Here is a 19,074-nt window from a genome sequence, read left to right on the forward strand (position 1 = left end):
ATCTCTTCCATGCAACAGTTAGATTGGTTGGGCGGCCTGGAGACAATGACATGAGAAATCTGGCGAAGCTTCGCGAGGACTACGAACAGCGGATCAACGAGTATGAGGAGCATCTCAGATCGATGACAGAAAACGGAACTCGCCATTTTCGCTCGGAAGGCAACGGACCATTGGCGGACATCACCAGCCAGATCACCAACGAGTATCGTCGCCATATCGAAACCTATGCAGCGCTGATCGCAGAGATCGACGCGATCCTCGGCGTCTAGGGCCAGGACCTGTTACTTTCGGCTGATTCCCCATGGAAGGTCTGGGGAATCAGCACCGCGGCAACGATCATCCTCTGGATCTGGATCCTAGCTCTAAGTGATGGACAGGCCGGTCATTGCTTCTGAAACGGTCCAAAGCCGCTGCGCCAAAGCAGGGTCGGCCGCCCATGGCGCGACGCCCTTGCGTCCGGCTTCGGCGGTGCTTGTTTCGGCGATGTCGCTGTCTTCACAATAGACGCCCCCTAATCCTGTCAATAGCGGGCTGGTGGCGCACCAGACGCTGGTGGCCGCCGCCTGCTCGACGGTTTTCCATCCCTTGGAAGGGTCGACGCGCGGCACGCCCCCGCTATCCTTGGCGTCGAAGGCGGCGATTTCTTCCTCGCTCAAATGCCGTGCCAGACCGGTCAGCACCTGGCCGGGATGGAGGGAAAAGGCGCGGATACCAAAATCCTTGCCGCGGGCGTCGAGCCCCATGGCGAAAAGCGCATTGGCAGTCTTGGACTGGCCATAGGCCACCCATTTATCATAGGGGCGCGTGGTGAAATCCACGTCGTCGAAGTCCACGCCGGCGATCTGATGGCCGCGCGACGACACGCTGACGACCCGCGCCCCGCCCGATCGGCGCAGCGCTGGCCACAGGCCAAGCGTCAGGCGGAAATGACCGAGATGGTTGGTGGCAAACTGGCTTTCATGGCCATCGGCATCGCGTGCCAGTGGCGCAGCCATGATGCCGGCACTGTTGATCAGCATGTCGACGGTGCTGACTGACGTCACCATTCTCGCGGCAAAGGCGGCGATCGAGGCAGCATCGGTGAGATCGAGCGTGTCCACGTCGACATGCGCCAGCCCGGCCAAGGCGAGGCGGGCTCGCCCCGTGTCGCGCGCCGGGACTATGACGCGGGCACCAGCGCTCGCCAGGGCACGAACGGTTTCAAGACCGATGCCGGAATGGCCGCCGGTTACGATCGCGGTCTTGCCGGCAAGATCTATGCCCTTGACCACGTCGGCAGCAGTACTGGCGGCGGTGAAAGGCGACCCGACAGGACGTTGAGGATTAAGCATGTGTTTTTCTCCACTGGTTATGGCTGCTGATATGACTTATCTGTTCGGATAAACCAGCCAGCGAAATCCGAGATAATATCGTGATCGTCCAAAATTCGCGTAGTGACGCCCTGTCTGCGGTGCTCAATACCATCAATGCCGTGGCGCTCTGCTCCATTAGCCTCGAGGCCGGCGGACAGTGGGGCATCCGCTTTCCAGCCCCGGCCAATATCAAGTTCAATGTGGTACGGCGGGGCACTTGCTGGCTGCTGACCGAAGGCAGCGAACCGGTTCGACTGGAGGCAGGCGACTGCTTCGTTGTCGCCAATGGGCGGTTCGATCTCGCCAGTTCCCCCTGCGAAAAACTCACGTCCGCCCGTGACGTGTTCTCCGTCCCTTCGCTCTCCGCGAGGCTGGGTGACGGCCGCGACTTTGCCATACTTGGCGGGAGCGTGCGGCTCGACACCGTGGATGGCGTCGTACTGTCGGATGCGCTGCCGCAGATCCTGACGATCAAGGGTGGCTCGGCCGCGCCGATCGCCTGGCTCCTCGACCAGCTCGACAAGGAATGGGACTCGGGTGCACCGGGGGCACAACTGGTCTGCAACGACCTGCTGCGGCTGGCTTTCATCCATGTCATCCGCGCGCACCTGGCGCAGCGCGATGCGGGCAATGCCGGCTGGCTGGGCGGTCTGACAGATCGCCATATCGCTCCGGTGCTTCGCGCCGTGCACTCCGCCCCTCAGCGCGACTGGACGCTGACCGAATTGTCGAGCATTGCGGGGCAGTCGCGCTCAAGCTTTGCCGCACGGTTCAAGCAGCGCGTCGGTCTGGCGCCGCTGGATTACCTGGCGCGCTGGCGCATGCGGCTGGCGGCAGGGCGACTGCGGCGCGGCGACGAGCCGGTGGCCAGCATCGGTGCCTCCCTGGGCTACCGTTCCGACAGTGCTTTTGGCGCCAGCTTCCGCCGTGTCTATGGCATCTCGCCCGCTCGCTATCGCAGCGAGTTCAAGGCTGGCGGGCCAAGAGATCCGCATATTCGGGTGCCGCCCCTTGAAGCGCGTCATGAAGTCGCAGCGGAACTGAACCCCGCGTACCGGACTGGCGCATGAGGTCGACTACCCCGACCGCCAGCTCGGTGCCGAGGCTTTCTCCAGGGAAGGCGTGGATGTCGTCCGCCGATCAGTGCAGGGCCTCGGTGCACCGACGCCGTGGGACGGCCTGTCAGGCGATCCTTGCAAGCCGCAAATCGGCACCATCGGCCAGTATCTGCGCCTGCATCACCGGGACGTTGGCGGCAGCCATCAGCAACAGGCACAGCGCTACCGCGCGAGGCACCTCCTGCTCGCCCGACGCCCATCGACGGCTGGTCAGATGATCGACGCCGAATAGCTTTTCGACGCCGGCGGTGCTGAGTCCCGTGACAGCAACCGCAGCTTTATACTCTGAGGCTTTCATGCACTGTTCCCCGCCCGCTTGAAGCGCGCTTGTCTGATATATTTGGATTGGAGGATTGCACTTTAGTCTTAGCTAATTTTTTTGGATACCGATACGCGACATCCATTGCCCTGTTTGCGACGTCGCAAACGCGATCTGCGCGCTTGGGATGCGGGCTTGCTGCGCTTGGATTCGCGCCGAACATCGGCAGCGTCGGGAGGGCTTCGGACCCGCAGACAGGAAGCCGGACATCACACGCCGGTCAGCAAGGGTGCCATCCAAAGGAACGCCAATAACGCTCGGTCGACGTGCATGCGCAGGACACAAGGACGATGAAGCGGCGAGCGCACATCGAAATCGAAGGGTGGCTATCCGGGACGAAGGGAGCCCCGGATAGCCAACGCCGGCACGGAGGAGAGGTTAGATGCCGGCGATGTCCAGGATCGCTTGCGCAAAGGCCTGCGGAGCTTCCTGGGGTAAATTGTGGCCGATGCCGTCCTTAATCAGTCTGTGTTCGTACGGGCCAGTGAACTTCTTTGCGTAGGCCGCTGGATCTGGATGCGGCGCACCGTTGGCATCACCCTCGAGCGTGATCGTGGGCACGGAGATAGTCGGCCCCTTGGCGAGCTGCTTTTCCAGATCGTCGTACTTCGGCTCGCCCTGGGCGAGGCTGAGCCGCCAGCGATAATTGTGGATGACGATGGCGACATGATCGGGGTTGTCGAATGCGGCTGCGCTGCGATCGAACGTGGCATCGTCGAACTGCCACTTCGGCGATGCGAGCTGCCAGATCAGCTTCGCAAAATCGTGCCGGTTTTCCGCGTAGCCGGCCTCGCCGCGTTCGGTGGCGAAGTAGAACTGGTACCACCATGCGAGTTCGGCCTTGGGCGGCAGAGGCTTCCGGTTGCCCTCCTGGCTGCCGATCAGATAGCCGCTGACTGAGACCATGGCCTTGCAGCGTTCTGGCCAGAGTGCCGCCATTATGTTGACCGTCCTTGCCCCCCAATCGTAGCCGCCCAGGACTGCCTTCTCGATCTTGAGGGCGTCCATCAGGGCTAAGATGTCGACTGCGACAACCGATTGCTGGCCGTTGCGGGCGGTGTCGCCGGACAGAAAGTGCGTCGTCCCGTAGCCGCGCAGATACGGCACGATCACACGGTAACCCGCCGACGCCAGCAAGGGTGCGACGTCGACATAGCTGTAGATGTCGTAGGGCCATCCGTGAAGCAGTATGACGACCGGTCCATCGACGGGACCTGCTTCGGCATATCCGACGTTGAGGACACCGGCATCAACCTGCTTCAAGGGTCCGAAGGACGTGTTTGTCCCCGGCTTGATGCCGGGCAGCATTGGCGCTTTGCCGCTACCAGCCTGTGCGTTGGCCGCGCCGGCGATTCCAAGCTGCGCAGCAGCAATGGTCACGGCCGCAGCGCCAAAGAAGCGGCGACGATTGTGGTTGATTTCCTCGGACATTGATCGTTCCCTTCGACTTCAATACGGCGGACACAAGACAGTCTTCATGTATCTGGAATGTGTCGCATTCCGCTCGAATTGAAAGCCTGTGTAGCGTCGGTCTGATGGCGCCCGAATCCGGACGCAGCGGAAACCGGCGCGACCGTCCGGTCCATCCAGCGGTGGACGGGGGCAATTCCAGGTCGTAGAATGGACCATTGCCGCAGCGGAACATTTCCGACGGGAGCGCGCAGATGGCTATCTTCATGGATCGGCATGATCTTGCGGGAACGTCGGCCGCCGACATTGCCGAGGCGCATCGCAGGGATCTCGACATTCAGGACCGATATGGGGTCAAATTCCTGACATACTGGTACGATCCGCGCCGCGGAAATGCCTTTTGCCTGGTGGACGCGCCCGACATGGAAACCGCCCAATGCGTGCATCGCGAAGCGCACGGCTACATCGCCGGCGAGGTGGTCGCGGTCGCGTTGTCGGCCGTCGAGGCATTTCTCGGTCGTATCAATGACCCTGAGCCTGGACCCGGACAAAGCGTTGCCGAAATGGATTCGGGCCACCGGTCGATCCTCTTCACCGACATCGTGGGCTCGACTGCCATGACATCGCGTCTGGGCGACAGGATGGCGACCGAACTGGTCAGGGCTCATGATTCGATCGTGCGCCGATGCCTCGGCCAATCCTCCGGCCGCGAGGTGAAGCACACCGGCGATGGCATCATGGCAGCCTTCGCCTCGGCAACCGAAGCCGTCCGGTGTGCAATGACAATTCAGCAGGAATTCCAACGGTACAACCGCGGAAACGCCGAACCCATTCACGTTCGCATCGGTATGGACTGCGGCGAGCCGATCGAGGACAGCAACGACCTGTTCGGCTCCACCGTGCAGCTTGCAGCGCGGCTTTGCGCCACGGCCTCCAAGGATCAGATTCTTGTATCGGAAAACGTCTTTCGCGAGTTCGGCTCGGCCGACATTTTCGTCCATGCGGCGCGGCGCAGGCTGAAAGGATTTTCAAAGCCCGTGCTCGTGTTCCAATGCGATTGGGCGGACGCGGCCGTCGATTGACGTGCTATTCCCCCCCACCTTGCGCCAGCGGATCGAGGCAGAGGGCTGACCCGCAGCATGACAGAGCGTCTAGCACTGGCTTATTGCCGCCTTCGTATTGAATGGCTACGATACGACATCCAGTATCCCGGAACGCGGCAGAGCCATGGATCGCATCGACGCAATGAAGGTGTTCATCACCGCCCTGGACGAGGGTAGCCTTGCGGGCGCCAGCAGGCGGCTGAAACGTTCACCAACGGCGGTCAGCCGCGCTCTCGCATTTCTGGAAGCGCATGTCGGAGCGGAACTGCTCCACCGAACGACGCGGTCGATCAAACTGAGCGAAGCGGGCGAACGCTACGCGGTTGCCTGCCGGCGCGTGCTGGCCGAACTGGAGGAAGCCGACATGCTTGCCGGCGGCGAGCGGTCGGTTCCTCACGGTACTCTGACATTGTCCGCTCCGCCTATCAGTGGCGAAGAGGTTCTGCGGCCGATCCTGGACGATTTCCTTGATCTCCATCCCACCGTGTCGGCGCGCCTTCTTCTGCTCGATCGCGCCGTCAACCTGGTCGACGAAGGCGTCGATATCGCGCTGCGAATCGGGCTTCTACCGGATTCGTCGCTCATCTCGACCCGCATCGGCGGCGACGTGCGCCGTGTCATCGTGGCCTCGCCGCGCTACCTCGCAGAACATCCAAAGATCAACGAGCCATCGGACCTTGCGAGACATCAGATCGTGGCCTTCACCAATTTCGGCCTCGACTCGTGGAGTTTCACCCCGCCGAGCAGCTCGAGCATTCCCCGGACGGTCCAGTTTGCGCCAAGGCTCGTCGTCAATACCGTTCGCGCCGCCGTCGCCTCCACGCTGGCGGGACGCGGCCTGACCCGGCTCTATTCCTATCATGTGGCGGATCATGTCAGGGACGGACGGCTGAAGATCATCCTGGCGAACGCAGAGCATCCGCCTCTTCCGGTATTCCTCCTGACGCCGCACGGCCGAATATCGGTTCCCAAAGTGCGGGCCTTCGTGGACTTTGCGGCACCACGCCTACGCTCCGAGTTCGCGCGCATGGCGGCAGACGCCGCAGTGCTGGGATGATTATCCCGAATATCGGTTGAGTGTCTGCCAATAGCTGCGTATTCAAGCGCCGTTCGGTTTTATCTATGTTCATTGCACTGGCGCCGAGGGCGTCGGACGGCCGCAAATGTCGACCGTGGCAATTGACAGAGGATCACATCATGAGCACCGAACAGAAGGTTGTCATCATTACCGGCGCATCCCAGGGGATTGGCGCTGGCTTGGTTCGCGCCTACCGCGAACGCAACTACCGCGTCATCGCCAACTCCCGGTCGATCCAGGCCAGCGGCGATGCGGACATTCTCGCCGTACCGGGCGATATCAGCAATCCTGAAACCGCCGATCGCATCGTACGCGAAGGTCTTGAACGCTTCGGCCGCATCGATTCACTGGTCAACAATGCCGGCGTCTTCACTGCCAAGCCGTTCACCGAGTTCACCGAAGAAGACTATGCTTACAACATGTCGGTGAATGTCGCCGGCTTTTTCCACATTACACAGCGCGCGGCAGCCGCGATGCTGAAGCAGGGCTCCGGGCATATCGTCAGCATCACCACCAGCCTCGCCGATCAGCCGATCGCAGGTGTGCCCTCGGCGCTTGCCTCGCTGACCAAGGGCGGCCTGAACGCCGTGACGAAGTCACTGGCCATCGAGTTCGCCAAGACCGGCGTTCGCGTCAACGCCGTCTCGCCGGGGATCATCAAGACCCCGATGCACCCTGAGGAGACGCATGCGACGATGTCGACGCTGCATCCCGTCGGCCGCATGGGCGAGATCAGCGATATCGTCGATGCTGTGCTGTACCTCGAGAAGGCGCAGTTCGTGACCGGCGAGATTCTCCACGTCGACGGCGGCCAGAACGCCGGACGCTGGTAACAGGCCAAGGACGGTCCGGCCAATCACCGGACCGTCGCCGCCGTCAACCGACCGCCGAAACAACAAACGAGAAAACCAATGAAATTGACCCTTGTTGCCGACCCGATGTGCTCGTGGTGCTATGGCTTCACGAAGGAAATGACTGAGCTACAGCAGCGTCACCCAGAAATGGAACTGGAAGTCGTCATGGGCGGCCTGCGGGCCGGCGGGACGGATGTGCTGGACGACGCGGGAAAGCAGTTTCGCCTGCACCATTGGGCAAAAGTCGAACAGGCCAGCGGCGTGCCGTTCAACCGAGAAGGGCTGATGTCGCGCAAAGGCTTCGTCTACGATACCGAGCCGGTCTGCCGCGCGGTTGTAACGGCGGGTATTCTTGCACCGAAGGCCGACTTGCTGAAGGTCCTGCGTGCTTTCCAGCATGCGTTCTACGTCGATGCCCTTGATACCACCGACGGCAGCGTTTTGGCCAAGGTCGGGGCTGACGTGTTGAGCGAAATTGGCTACGCTGTGAGCGCAGCCGAATTCCTCGCAGCGTGGCGCGAACCGAGCACGATCAGAGCCGCCTCCGCCGAGTTTGCAAGGGCTCGGTCTATGGGCGTGACAAGCTTTCCAGCACTGTTTCTGCACCGAAATGACAGGCTCCATCCAGTTGGGACGGGATACGCCCAGATCGACTCGCTGGAACGGGACCTGCGCAAGCTAATCGCCGCCTAGTCCACTCACGACCCTCAAGGAAAGGAAACTGCAATGCCTATGGTAACGATCCAGGTGACCCGCGAGGGGACCTCGCCCGAGCGCAACTCGGTTTCGGCCTCGGAGAAAGCTGCTCTGATCAAGGGAGTGAGCGAACTACTTCTGGATGTCCTCAACAAGCCACTTGAATCGACCTACGTGGTCATTGAAGAGGTGGAACTCGAAAATTGGGGCTGGGGTGGAATGCCCACGGCGGAATATCGCAAGGTGAAGGCGCAAGCCAAGTAATGCTTCGGGCGCGCGCCATGCGGCGCGCGCCCGAAGTCGCATGGTCGTCGATATCGACCAGGCCCGCGCAAGAATCCGCGCTTCAACGACCTCGCGGGTCATCCGACGATATTGCGCGGGCGCGGATTGCGGCATTTCGCCTCGCAGCAGCCGGTTCTGACCTCTTCCTATCAAACCGAAGTGACCGGTCATTCGCTTCCGCCCGACGCGCGCTAGATGGCTAGCTTACCGCAGCAGCCCGATGGCCGGCGCGTGGCGACCTCAAGATCGTCCGCGTCAACCTCGCCAGCGAAGAGGAAGGTCATCGATGTACGGCATGGCGCAAACCATAGCCCAGGCGCTTGCGCCTATCTGCTTCTGTGTGTTTCTGGGGTGGACAGCCGGCAGAGCCAAGATCATGCCAACGGAATACGGGCGCGCGCTCGCAAGGTTTGTCGTGCTGTTCGCGCTGCCTATCGCGTTGTTCATCGCTGCCACAAAGGCAAACCCGCGCGACATCTTCGATCTCAGGACCTTGCTGGCCCTGCTGGCCGGATTTGGGCTGACCTTCCTGATGGGCTGGCTTGGCGGGCAACACCTATTTCATCACAACCGGGCTGACAGCGCCGTTCAGGCATTGACGTGCTCGTTCCCGAATATCTCCTACTGCGGCCCGCCGGTTTTGATCGCCTCGGTCGGCAGTTCCGCTCTTCTCATGGTTGTCACCGGCAATCTCGTGGCCGCCCTGGTCATCGTGCCGATCGCCCTGATCATCATGACGCGAAACGCTACCGAGGAGGCGCACAAGGTGAATTTCACAGGAGCGGTGCTCCATGCCCTGCGCCAACCTCTCCTGGTTCTTCCCATCACCGGCGCCTTGTTGGCTGTATTGGGGGTGAAGTTGCCGCAGCTGGCAGTCACGTCGGCCAACGAGGTCGGTGTGGCAGCCGGCGGAACGGCACTTTTTGCCCTGGGGCTGATCTTGTCCGCAATTCCGCTGCGGCTGGATGGCGAGATCGCGTTCAACGTCTTCGTCAAGAATGTGATTCAGCCGATCGTCATTCTCTTCGTCGCCTACGCGCTTGGCCTGAGGGGACCCCAACTGGCGCAGGTGTTCCTGCTTGGCGTCCTGCCGACCGCCGCCGAAGTCTCCGCAATTGCGGTGGCAAGAAACACCTATAGCGAAAAGGCCGCCGGCAGCACGATTATCAGCGTGCTCGTAAGCATTGTCACCATCAGCGCTGGGGTCGCCACCGCGCGCTTTCTGCAGTCTTGAAAGAGGCCGCGGCCCCCGGCAGTCGGTCGTCAGGGGCAGCGAAATCTTGGTTGGGGTTCACAGTCCGTAGAGACCTCTTGCGAAGTCACCGAGCCGCTTCCGGTCCAGCGTCTTCAGCGATACACGCAGCGTAACGCGAACGACACCGGGATGTCGGCCGATCTCTATCGCTCCTGCCATCGTGGCTCGGTTCATGACCTCGGGAACGCTGAGGTCGAGGAGATCGGCGGCACGCTTCAGGCCGTTGTCGGTTGCCTCGTTGAGGCTTGGTCCCGTGCCAATGAAGGTAACTGGAGCGTTCTCCTCGACCTCCTTGACGCCGTGCTTTCGGGCGAGTGCGTGTGCCACGCGCCGCTCGTCCTGGTTCAGCGGGCGGGCAAGGAAGGGAATGTCATCCGCCACGGGGAAAAGGATGGGTCCGTCGATGTTGAGGCCCTTGATGACAGTCACTTCCAATGTGACCGTTCCAGCGACATCGCAGGTATGGCCGGCAATCTCGCCGTCACCCTGAAGAGCGTGCATGTCACCCATGTAGATGCCGCCGCCCTTGACCTTGACGGGGCAAATCAGGACAGCGCCCTCCCGGACCGTATTCACATCGAGATGCCCGTCGGTCTTGTGACGGGCCAGCTCTTCCGGCGTCATCGAGTAGATGTGGGAGGCACCGAGAAGGAAGGCGCCAAAATCGCCGGCATTGTGGGAGTCCGGCATGGCACGCGACGGTGTCGTACCCAATTGGCCCAGGAACGGCCGCAGGCGCGTAGCGACACCGACGATGTCAGCTTGGGCAAACTTCAGGATCGGGTTCTGGATCGACGCATCCGGCAAAGCCATCAGCGCCTCGGCATCCACGGCCATTGCTTCGGCTTCCGCCTTGCCGACGGTAAGCCCGACCTGCCGGCGGTCATCGAAGGCAATCGTGTAACCGTTTGTAAAGGTAAAAGGCGTTGCATCCGCCCCGCACTTCACGCAACGGATCGACGTCTCGCCGATGCCCTCCACCCCGGTGCGCGGCCATTCCGTCCCGCAACCCGGACATACGGCAGCACAAAAGGGGTCACCATTGAAACGACCGGCCATGACCTTGTCGTTGCCGGACGCGGTGGCCGATGACGTCACGACCAGGGACCTGATCCGGATCGCGATCGCATCGCCGACCTCTGCGCCCTCGACCGCAACCGGCCGAGTGACCTCATGCCCGCCGCGGATTTCCGGAGTGATCATCGGCCCCCAGCAGCCGGGCGCCGTATTGGCAATGATCGTGCCTCCATCCGCGACCGGCCCAAGCATCGGCGCGTTGGGATCAAGGATACCGTTGGTGAGTTCGTTGACGAAGACGGTACGGCGCGCCGTCACGCTGCTCTGTTTCACATTGTCAGTCATGACACTCTCTCCTCAAGATGACTGCACGCACGTGCCGCTGCAATTCCGGCAGGCAGTCTAGACTTTGGGCGTGGGGGCACTGTCGGCAAGGGCCGGAATTCCAGTCTCTGTCAATAAGCGAGACCGAGCGCACCGAACGCGGCAGCGTGCTGCAGTGACACGGGTGGCTTGGGTCCGGGATTCTTCGCCGCAGTATCGGGCAGAACCGACCGCACGATCGCTACTGCTGCAGCGGATGCCTCGTCCTGACCTGTGTCCCAAGCGCATGGGAATGCAAACAGGGACAACGACGCAAAGCCGATGATTGCGAACCGCATGGTCAAACTCCTTTTCTGACTGTTCGGAACCCGCTCGAAAGCGCAGCATCCCGAAAACAAGGGTTTGCCGCGCTTGGAGCGATCCGGTCGGGTCAGCGAGACGGATATCTGTCCCGCCGGCCAGGGCCGGTTAGACGAGGTTGATCTCGACGTTGATGTTCCCGCGCGTCGCCTTCGAATACGGGCAGGTCTGATGCGCGGCATCAACGATTGCCTGTGCGACCTCGCGATCAATGCCCGGCAGACTTACGTTGAGACGCGCCTGCAGGGCGTAACCGCCTGCACCGCTACCCAGGTCTACCTCGGCATCGACCGCCAAGCCGGCAGGAAGGGCAACCTTCAAACCACCGGCAGCAAAGCCGATCGCGCCGATGAAGCATGCGGACCATCCAGCAGCAAACAGCTGCTCGGGGTTCGTGCCGGCGCCCGGCGTGCCCGGTGACGAAAGCTTGATGTCAAGGCGGCCGTCGGAGCTGCGCGATGATCCGTCGCGGCCACCCGTCGTATGCGTCTTGCCGGTGTAAATTACCTTGTCAATCTGAGTCATTGTTGTCTCCTCACGTGGTTCAGAGCGCCGGGGCGCAATGGCCGAACACCAGCCATTGGCCACATATGGCGGCATCGACGTATCTCGGATGTGTCGGGATTTTGCTGAAGTGTAACGCAGTGTAGGGGCAAAATGCAGCCGCCTGGGGCTCTGCCAACCCACCCACTCCGGCCGGTCCGTAGAGACAGAAAGTGCCGCGCAGCGTTGCGAGGCACCCTCCATTGTTCGTGTGCAATATCGAGCACACCGCAGCGCGGGCGGTCGGGCGCTGGCCCTATCCCCTGGTATCGGCAACCAGCACCGGCTTCACCGCAAAGACTTCCGGAAACAAGCTTCCCAGAGCCTGGACCCTCGGTTCTTCCGCGGCAATGATGTAAGGGTGGGTCGGATTGTTGAACATGAAGTCCTGGTGATACGCCTCGGCGTCGTAGAATTGCTTGCCGGTCTCGATCTTGGTCGCAATCCTGTTTGCGAAGACGCCGCCTCGATCCAGCTGCTCGATATACTCGGCAGCTACCGTTGCCTGCTCCTTGTTCACTGGAAAAATTGCCGAGCGGTATTGGGTCCCGACATCAGCGCCCTGCCGGTCGATTTCCGTCGGGTCGTGAGCTGCAGAAAAGAAGATCTGCAGGAGTTTTCCGTATGTGATCAACCGGGGATCGAAAGTCACTTTCACGGCCTCCGCGTGACCGGTAGTCCCGGTCTCCGTCATCTCGTAGCTTGCGGTTTCGGCCGCTCCACCGGCATAACCCGAGGTGGCGTTGGTCACGCCCTTGACGTGCTGGAAAACACCTTGAACGCCCCAGAAGCATCCGCCCGCGAAAATCGCGGTCTGCACGCCTTCGGCCTGCGCCACGTCATGTCGGGCAGCGGGCACACGCCGCGGCTCTTCTGCCGCCGAGGTTGCGCTTCCGAGCACTGCCGCGCAAAGCAGACCCGCGACACCACCCGCAAAGAGCAAGGCCTGCACCGGCCCGACGCGACGGAAGATCTTTGATTTCGATGCGTTTGTCATTGGTAGCTCCTTATCCAAACGTGAAGACGAACGCCTCGACTCCCGGGTCGAGGAACCGGATCTCGAAATCCCGCTCCTTCACCCCATCTGCCTGGCGCACCAGTTGATAGAGACGCGTGTCGGTGACCGCTCCGTTGCCCGCGGCGTCGATGTCGGCGCCGTGATCGTTTCCCGGCGGTTTGCCGTCGACAGTCACCTTGAAGCGAACAGGCTTTCCGGACGCATTCGGCCCAAGCACGAGATGAAGATCGCGTGCGCTGAAGCGAAAGACTATTCCGCCGTCGGGCTGGTTGAGCGTCGCTTGCTCCGCTTCAACGGTCCAGTTGCCGGAGAGCGCCCACTGATTGAGCGCCGGCGGGGTTGTCGTATAGACCTGAGGCGCATCGGGCTTCACCGGTTCGCCCGACACGAAGTTGGTGGCCTGCTTGTAGCCTACATATGTCTCGGGCGAGCGAACGTTGCCAAAGTCGGCGGCAGCCTCGGCACCACTTGCGTCCGGCTTGATCAGCTCGCTCGCCGTCTTCTGGCCATTGGCCTCGGCCAGCAATTCCTGAATGACCTCTTCGGACCGTTCATAGTCTCCTTCGCCGAAGTGGTGATATCTGATCTGGCCCTTGGCATCGATGAAGTAGTGGGCCGGCCAGTAGCTGTTGTCGAAGGCACGCCAGATCTTGAAGTTGTTGTCGACGGCGACCGGGTATCCGATATCGAAGTTCTTGAGGGCATCCTTGACGTTGTCGATTTTCTTCTCGAAGGCGAATTCGGGCGAGTGCACGCCGATCACCACGAGACCCTGATCCTTGTACTTTTCGGCCCAGGCGCGAACGTAAGGAATGGTCCGAATGCAGTTGATGCAGGAGTAGGTCCAGAAATCGACCAGCACGACCTTGCCCCGCAGCTGCTCGGCGGTGAGCGGTGCAGAGTTGAGCCATTCGACCGCGCCGTCCAATGAGGGGATCCTGCCCTCGACCGGAAGATCGCTTTCGACGTTGCGACGCGCGTCGTTTGCCGCGAGCGTCATGCTGTTGCTGGCGACCAGCGTGCCTGCGTCCCGCCGCGTGATATCGAGCTTGTCGACAAGAGCCTGCTCGACCCGGGTGGTGCTTGCGTAGGAGAAGCTCGCAAGCACGCCCGTGTCGAGACCAAGCGCGATTGACGCCACGCCAGCGAGGACGGCAACCCCGACGCCCTGGCGCATCCGCTCGCTGGTTCCCAGCGATTGCTTCATCCGGGCGAAAATCCGGCCACCGATCAGAAGAGCGACGGCGAGCGAGGTCACGGCTCCACCGGCATAGGCCAGAAGCAGCAGCGTTGTCTGGACATTGGCACCCTGGAGTGCAGCACCGGTCAGGACGAGACCCAGGATCGGGCCGGCGCACGGAGCCCAGAGCAGGCCGGTTGCTACCCCGAGAACAAGAGAACTTCCGGCTGTGGGAACAGACTTGTGACCGTCGACCGATCGCGAGAGATTATCGCCAAATGCAACAACGGGCTGCGTCAGTCTTGCCGCAATGGTTGGCGAGACAAGCGTTACGCCAAAAACCGCCAGCAGCGCGAGCGCGATATAGCGGCCATACTCGTTTGCGTGGATGACCCAACTGCCACCCACAGCGGCAAGCGTCGCCACAGCCGCGAAGGTCAGCGCCATGCCGGCGAGCATGGGCACCGTTCCCTTAAGAAAGGGTTGTCCCGCACGCGCGAAGACGAACGGCAGAACGGGAAGAATGCACGGACTGAGGATTGTCAGCACACCCCCGAGGTAGGCAATGACAAGCAGCGTCATGTTGTTCTCCTTTGACAAAGACACCGAGCGCCTCGGCGCCGAAGCGCGCGAATTGCCGTTGGCGATGTCAATGGTGGAGAGACGTATCCGGGATGTGTACCGATCGAGCCGAAGTGTAACGAATTGTACGCTCGCGACGCCTCAGTACACTGGGATACGAGAAATTTGACTGGAACCGGCCATTTTTCACGCCGCGCCGAGCCAGAGCAGGAACACGCAAAGGTCATCGCGCCGACTACGAGAATCTTGTGCTTACGATGAGGACGCGACAATTTGGTCCCGCATTGTATCTGGCAGCTCTCCCGGTACAATTGCTTACAATTGTCCGCAGCCGCCCTGGAGCGCGGCCCCCAAATTGCTGCTAGAGATTTGAAATTGAAAATGAGGACTTCCCGCAATGGATCACGTAGATCACATCCTGATCGTCGATGATGATCGTGAAATACGCGAACTCGTGTCGACCTATCTGAAGAAGAACGGCTTGCGCGTAACCGTCGCACCAGACGGACGGCACATGCGGACCCTGATCGAGACAGACACGTTCGACCTCATTGTCCTCGACATCATGATGCCGGGAGATGACGGACTGGTGCTGTGCCGCGAGTTGCGAGCCGGGAAACACAAGACCACGCCAATCCTGATGCTCACAGCCCGAAGCGACGAGACAGACCGCATCATCGGCCTGGAGATGGGGGCGGACGACTACCTGGCAAAGCCATTTTCGGCCCGCGAGCTGCTTGCCCGTATCAACGCTGTTCTCCGCCGAACCCGCATGCTTCCGCCCAACTTGCAGATCACCGAAGTCGGGCAGCTTCTGAGCTTCGGGGACTGGAAGCTCGATACGTCCGGCCGGCATCTGCTGGACAAGGAAGGAACGACTGTTGCGCTGAGTGGAGCGGAATATCGCCTGCTTCGGGTGTTCATCGACCATCCGCAGCGCGTGCTCAATCGCGACCAGCTTCTGAACCTTACCCAGGGGCGCGAGGCTGAACTGTTCGATCGATCGATCGATCTGTTGGTCAGCAGGCTTCGCCAGCGCCTGCGGGACGATGCACGCGAACCCGCCTACATCAAGACCGTGCGCAGCGAGGGCTACGTCTTCTCCATGTCGGTTCAGATTTCGGAGTTTCGCGCGTGACCTCCGGGACTGCCCGCCACGCGTTCAGGCAATGGCCCGCGACATTGGGTGCGCGGCTCTTCCTGATTTTCCTCGCGACGCTCGTCATCGCCTATGGCCTGTCCTTCGCTGTGCTGTTTTCCGAGCGATACAATTCGTTCGAGACAATGCTGCTCGGCAACCTCGACAAGGACGTGACGACCGCTGTGGCACTGCTCGATCACCTGCCGGCAAACGAAAGGTCGGATTGGGTATCGGAGCTCGATCGGCGGACCTATCGCTATATTCTCGGAACCGGACTACCCGGTGTGCCCGACATGACCGGCTTGGGTGCCGCGATGGGACGGACGATCCGCGATGCGGTCGGCAATCAGTTCCCGGTAACTGTCGAGTCGATCCCCGGGCCTGTGCAACGCCTGCAAGCGCACCTGACACTGAGCGACGGGCAACCGCTGACGATCGACATCTATCCGACAATCATGCCGCTGGCACACTGGCTGCCTTATGTGCTGCTGGCGCAACTGCTGCTGCTTGTGCTTTGCAGCTGGTTTGCCGTTCGCGTGGCGATCCGGCCGCTGGTCGATCTTGCCGATGCAGCAAACGCATTGGATCCAAACAAGGCCACCCCGCCCCTCAGGGAAAGCGGCCCGCGCGAAGTGGCGAACGCGGCCGTTGCGTTCAATGCGATGCGCGAGCGGATCGCGCAGTATCTCGAAGAGCGCGTGCAAATCCTCGCGGCGATATCCCACGATCTTCAAACGCCGATCACCAGAATGAAGCTCCGCGCCGAGATTGCCGAGGATTCGCCTGAAAAGGACAAGCTGGTTCAAGATCTCGCCGAAATCGAACACCTGATCAACGAGGGTATCGACTACGCGCGAAGTGCGCATGGCAAGATCGAGAAATCCTCGCGCATCGACATCGGCTCATTTATCGAAAGCCTCGCCTACGACTACCAGGATACCGGCAAGCCGGTCACCATCCTCGATACCGTGGACGGCGCCGTCGTCACCCGCCCACATGCGTTGCGCCGCATCCTGACCAACCTCATCGACAACGCTATCAAGTTTGGCGGCGCCGCCGAGATCTGTGTTCGAAAGGACGCCTCGGGAACGATCAAGATTTACGTGCTGGATCGGGGAGCAGGCATTCCCGACGACCAGCTCAACGCGGTGCTCCAGCCATTTTTCCGGCTTGAGCAATCCAGAAACCGCGGTACCGGAGGCACCGGACTCGGCTTGGCAATTGCGCAGCAGCTGGCACAGGCGATCGGCGGCTCGCTAAAACTAGCGAACCGCGAGGGTGGCGGCCTGTCTGCCGAGGTCTCCATAAATTGAGGACAGCGGGGAAAGTCCCCGGCGGCCGCGCGTCATCCCAGCCGGCGGATGTCGGCTACGCGGCCGTTGCGACTGTTGAGTGCGATCTCGAAGCGTTGGCTCCCATTCCATGCACGGTAGACGAAGAAACGCCCGCGGCAGTCGATGCGCTGCACATCCCGGAAGCCGCGATCGCGCAGCCGCCACTCCCCTTCGCGGCACGAGAGCGATCTTCCATTGTTGAGATTGGTCCCTACGGTGATGTTGACCGCAAGCGCTTGCGCCGGTGTCGACAGGGCCAACGGTGTTGTCAGCAGCAAACAAACAAGTCCGATTGCCTGGGCTGTATGACGCAAGATGCCCTCCAAAAATAGATCCCTGAAAAAGTAAATCGTAACCGTCTGAACGCCAGTGGGCTGCCGTGCAGCGCTAGCGGCGCAAAAAGACGCTGTCCCAATAGTCCATCAGGCCCGACGCAGGATGGGCCGTGCCGCGCCAGCCGACATAGCCATCGGGACGGATGAGGAAGCCTGCCTCCCGGTCGCCGTAGGCGGCTGAAAATGCGCCATCACCGTCCCTGTAGACGGCAAATCCATACTCTGGCACATCGCCTGCATCAGCCGGAACGATTGCCACAACCCGGCAAAGGCCAGCCCATCGGCTGCGCGTACTTTCAGCGAATGCCACGAGACGCGTGATCTGCTCCCCTACATCCGGGCCGGGCAGATGCGCGATGAAGACGTGTTCGGTGCCGCGCAAAATATCAAAGAGACGCAAGGGAAACCCGACATTGTGCCGACGAAGCCCCTGGACATCAGGAGCCCGATCGCCAGGAGCGGGTATCGGGTCGGCAAAATCCGTCCCATCATCCCTCGTCCAGGCACCGCCTCGGTAGGAGACGAGAATCTGCGTGTCCGCCAACCTGTCAGGCTTTGTGCCCTTCTCTCGCCCGTAGGAAATGCTTGCCGCTCTTGTGCGCTCCACCACTTCGGCCCCAACAGGGCGACGCTCCGCCTCATAGCTATCGAGGAAGCTGTCGGATGCGGCTCCCTTGAGGACAAGCGCCAGCTTCCAGGCCAGATTGTACGCGTCCTGGATGCCCGTATTCATACCCTGCCCACCGGTCGGCGGGTGGATATGAGCGGCATCGCCCGCAATGAAGACGCGTCCCTGGCGGTAGCGATCGGCCAGTCGCATGCTGATGCGGAAAGTGGACGACCAACGAAGATCGCCGATCTGCGGCTTGTCGGGCAAAATGCTGTCCGCTACCGCCTGGATATGCCGCAGTTGCGGCCCGCGTGTTTCCGACTGGATGCCGTGATCCGTGCCGTTCACGGAATCAAGTTCCGCTGGGGCAAGCATGGATACACGGTAGCGTCCCTTTTCCGGCAGCGGAATGGCGATGAACATATCGGGAGGGCCATTCTCGACGAGACGCAGGGCCCGCAGCGCCAGTCCCCGGGGCAGGTCCCAGTCGATGTGGACGTCGCCGAGCGCGAACATCACGGGGAACGCTTCGCCGGGAAAGCCGATGCCGAGCGCACGCCGCACGGCGCTGTGTGCCCCGTCGCAACCGATGACGTAGCGAAAGCGTGCTTCCTCTTCATTTCCGTCGCGCGCAAGCCGGACGACGACCTCTTCTTCCTCCTGCGTCAACCCGCTCAGAGCCACGCCGCGCTCAACCCGGATACCGTAGTCGCCCAGATGATCGGCAAGCAGGCGTTCGGTCTCATATTGCGGGAGACCCAATTCTGCATAAGGCAGATCCGAGAGCTCATGTCTCGTTTCACCGGGCGGATGGCCTTGGACGACGGAGCGCATGCCTTCGATCCACAGGCCCGCGTCGATCATCGCGCGGGCTATGCCCATGTCGTCCCAGACCTCAAGAGTACGCGGCGTCACCCCGATGGCACGGCAGTAAGGCAGAGGTTCGGAAAGCCGGTCAATGACGCGGCAACGTACGCCGTGGCGCGCGAGTTCGGCTGCCATTGTCAGCCCAACGGGCCCTGCTCCCACCACCAGAACGTCGGTCATGATGTCTCCCCAGGTTGGCCATTCAAAGATGCAGACGGGCGAAGTGTCAATGGCAAAAACGAGGCTCTTCGGGGCCGGTCACCTGAACCTGCGACGCCGTCCGGACGTGAAAG

20 protein-coding genes are annotated in these 19,074 nt (G+C 61.5%); 10 read left to right on the forward strand and 10 right to left on the reverse strand.

What is annotated here, in order from left to right:
- The first annotated feature begins 50 nt into the window (after window positions 1-50).
- Window positions 51-269: a hypothetical protein gene (locus tag ASC90_RS19455; protein WP_056543878.1), complete on the forward strand. Its 219-nt coding sequence runs from the start codon at window positions 51-53 to the stop codon at window positions 267-269.
- Between the two features lie 93 nt (window positions 270-362).
- Here the strand turns inward: ASC90_RS19455 and ASC90_RS19460 are convergent, their stop codons facing one another.
- Window positions 363-1,331 carry an oxidoreductase gene (locus ASC90_RS19460; protein WP_056543881.1) on the reverse strand — a complete coding sequence of 323 codons (969 nt, stop codon included), beginning with the start codon at window positions 1,329-1,331 and terminating at the stop codon, window positions 363-365.
- 80 nt (window positions 1,332-1,411) lie between these two features.
- Between ASC90_RS19460 and ASC90_RS19465 the strand changes: the two genes are divergently transcribed.
- On the forward strand, window positions 1,412-2,422 hold the full coding sequence (locus ASC90_RS19465) for an AraC family transcriptional regulator (RefSeq protein ID WP_082519994.1): 1,011 nt from the start codon (window positions 1,412-1,414) through the stop codon (window positions 2,420-2,422).
- Window positions 2,423-2,534: 112 nt separating this feature from the next.
- Here ASC90_RS19465 and ASC90_RS19470 read toward each other — a convergent pair whose 3' ends face one another.
- Both ASC90_RS19470 and ASC90_RS19475 read right to left on the reverse strand, forming a co-directional pair.
- On the reverse strand, window positions 2,535-2,768 hold the full coding sequence (locus ASC90_RS19470) for a hypothetical protein (protein ID WP_056543884.1): 234 nt from the start codon (window positions 2,766-2,768) through the stop codon (window positions 2,535-2,537).
- Between the two features lie 399 nt (window positions 2,769-3,167).
- Window positions 3,168-4,220, reverse strand: coding sequence for an alpha/beta hydrolase (locus ASC90_RS19475; RefSeq protein WP_056543887.1), 1,053 nt, complete (start codon window positions 4,218-4,220; stop codon window positions 3,168-3,170).
- Between the two features lie 233 nt (window positions 4,221-4,453).
- Between ASC90_RS19475 and ASC90_RS19480 the strand changes: the two genes are divergently transcribed.
- From ASC90_RS19480 to ASC90_RS19505, 6 genes are all read left to right on the forward strand, one after another.
- Window positions 4,454-5,281 (forward strand): nickel-binding protein, encoded by an 828-nt coding sequence (locus tag ASC90_RS19480; RefSeq protein ID WP_056543890.1) that lies wholly within the window; start codon window positions 4,454-4,456, stop codon window positions 5,279-5,281.
- A 145-nt stretch (window positions 5,282-5,426) separates the two neighbouring features.
- The gene (locus tag ASC90_RS19485; protein ID WP_056543892.1) at window positions 5,427-6,359 is read left to right on the forward strand and encodes a LysR family transcriptional regulator; all 933 of its coding nucleotides are present in this window, start codon (window positions 5,427-5,429) and stop codon (window positions 6,357-6,359) included.
- Window positions 6,360-6,499: 140 nt separating this feature from the next.
- Complete coding sequence (locus ASC90_RS19490; protein WP_056543895.1) at window positions 6,500-7,213, forward strand: SDR family oxidoreductase; 714 nt, start codon at window positions 6,500-6,502, stop codon at window positions 7,211-7,213.
- A 78-nt stretch (window positions 7,214-7,291) separates the two neighbouring features.
- Window positions 7,292-7,927, forward strand: a complete 636-nt coding sequence (locus ASC90_RS19495) for a DsbA family protein (RefSeq protein WP_056543898.1) — start codon at window positions 7,292-7,294, stop codon at window positions 7,925-7,927.
- A 33-nt stretch (window positions 7,928-7,960) separates the two neighbouring features.
- A complete protein-coding gene (locus tag ASC90_RS19500; RefSeq protein WP_056543901.1) occupies window positions 7,961-8,194 on the forward strand; it encodes a 4-oxalocrotonate tautomerase family protein in 234 nt (77 codons plus the stop codon).
- Window positions 8,195-8,501: 307 nt separating this feature from the next.
- Window positions 8,502-9,449, forward strand: coding sequence for an AEC family transporter (locus ASC90_RS19505; protein WP_056543903.1), 948 nt, complete (start codon window positions 8,502-8,504; stop codon window positions 9,447-9,449).
- Between the two features lie 57 nt (window positions 9,450-9,506).
- On the opposite strand, the gene ASC90_RS19510 is transcribed toward ASC90_RS19505, so the two are convergent.
- From ASC90_RS19510 to ASC90_RS19530, 5 genes are all read right to left on the reverse strand, one after another.
- Window positions 9,507-10,832: an acetamidase/formamidase family protein gene (locus tag ASC90_RS19510; protein ID WP_056543907.1), complete on the reverse strand. Its 1,326-nt coding sequence runs from the start codon at window positions 10,830-10,832 to the stop codon at window positions 9,507-9,509.
- Window positions 10,833-10,942: 110 nt separating this feature from the next.
- Window positions 10,943-11,149: a hypothetical protein gene (locus ASC90_RS19515; RefSeq protein WP_056543910.1), complete on the reverse strand. Its 207-nt coding sequence runs from the start codon at window positions 11,147-11,149 to the stop codon at window positions 10,943-10,945.
- A gap of 130 nt (window positions 11,150-11,279) precedes the next feature.
- Window positions 11,280-11,696 (reverse strand): organic hydroperoxide resistance protein, encoded by a 417-nt coding sequence (locus tag ASC90_RS19520; RefSeq protein WP_056543913.1) that lies wholly within the window; start codon window positions 11,694-11,696, stop codon window positions 11,280-11,282.
- 274 nt (window positions 11,697-11,970) lie between these two features.
- On the reverse strand, window positions 11,971-12,711 hold the full coding sequence (gene msrA, locus ASC90_RS19525) for a peptide-methionine (S)-S-oxide reductase MsrA (RefSeq protein WP_056543916.1): 741 nt from the start codon (window positions 12,709-12,711) through the stop codon (window positions 11,971-11,973).
- Between the two features lie 10 nt (window positions 12,712-12,721).
- Window positions 12,722-14,494, reverse strand: coding sequence for a cytochrome c biogenesis protein CcdA (locus ASC90_RS19530; protein WP_056543919.1), 1,773 nt, complete (start codon window positions 14,492-14,494; stop codon window positions 12,722-12,724).
- A gap of 397 nt (window positions 14,495-14,891) precedes the next feature.
- On the opposite strand from ASC90_RS19530, the gene ASC90_RS19535 reads away from it, so the two are divergent.
- Together ASC90_RS19535 and ASC90_RS19540 are read left to right on the forward strand one after the other, a co-directional pair.
- Entirely contained in the window at window positions 14,892-15,632 is a 741-nt protein-coding gene (locus tag ASC90_RS19535) for a response regulator (RefSeq protein WP_056543923.1), read from the forward strand.
- Window positions 15,629-16,948 (forward strand): ATP-binding protein, encoded by a 1,320-nt coding sequence (locus tag ASC90_RS19540; RefSeq protein ID WP_056543927.1) that lies wholly within the window; start codon window positions 15,629-15,631, stop codon window positions 16,946-16,948. The genes ASC90_RS19535 and ASC90_RS19540 overlap by 4 nt, the downstream gene beginning before the upstream one ends.
- Window positions 16,949-16,980: 32 nt before the next feature.
- On the opposite strand, the gene ASC90_RS19545 is transcribed toward ASC90_RS19540, so the two are convergent.
- Together ASC90_RS19545 and ASC90_RS19550 are read right to left on the reverse strand one after the other, a co-directional pair.
- A complete protein-coding gene (locus ASC90_RS19545; protein WP_244480426.1) occupies window positions 16,981-17,283 on the reverse strand; it encodes a hypothetical protein in 303 nt (100 codons plus the stop codon).
- Window positions 17,284-17,356: 73 nt separating this feature from the next.
- Window positions 17,357-18,961, reverse strand: coding sequence for an FAD-dependent monooxygenase (locus ASC90_RS19550; RefSeq protein WP_056543934.1), 1,605 nt, complete (start codon window positions 18,959-18,961; stop codon window positions 17,357-17,359).
- Window positions 18,962-19,074 lie beyond the last annotated feature (113 nt).

The organism is Rhizobium sp. Root1220, from assembly GCF_001426265.1.
Lineage (GTDB): Bacteria > Pseudomonadota > Alphaproteobacteria > Rhizobiales > Rhizobiaceae > Rhizobium.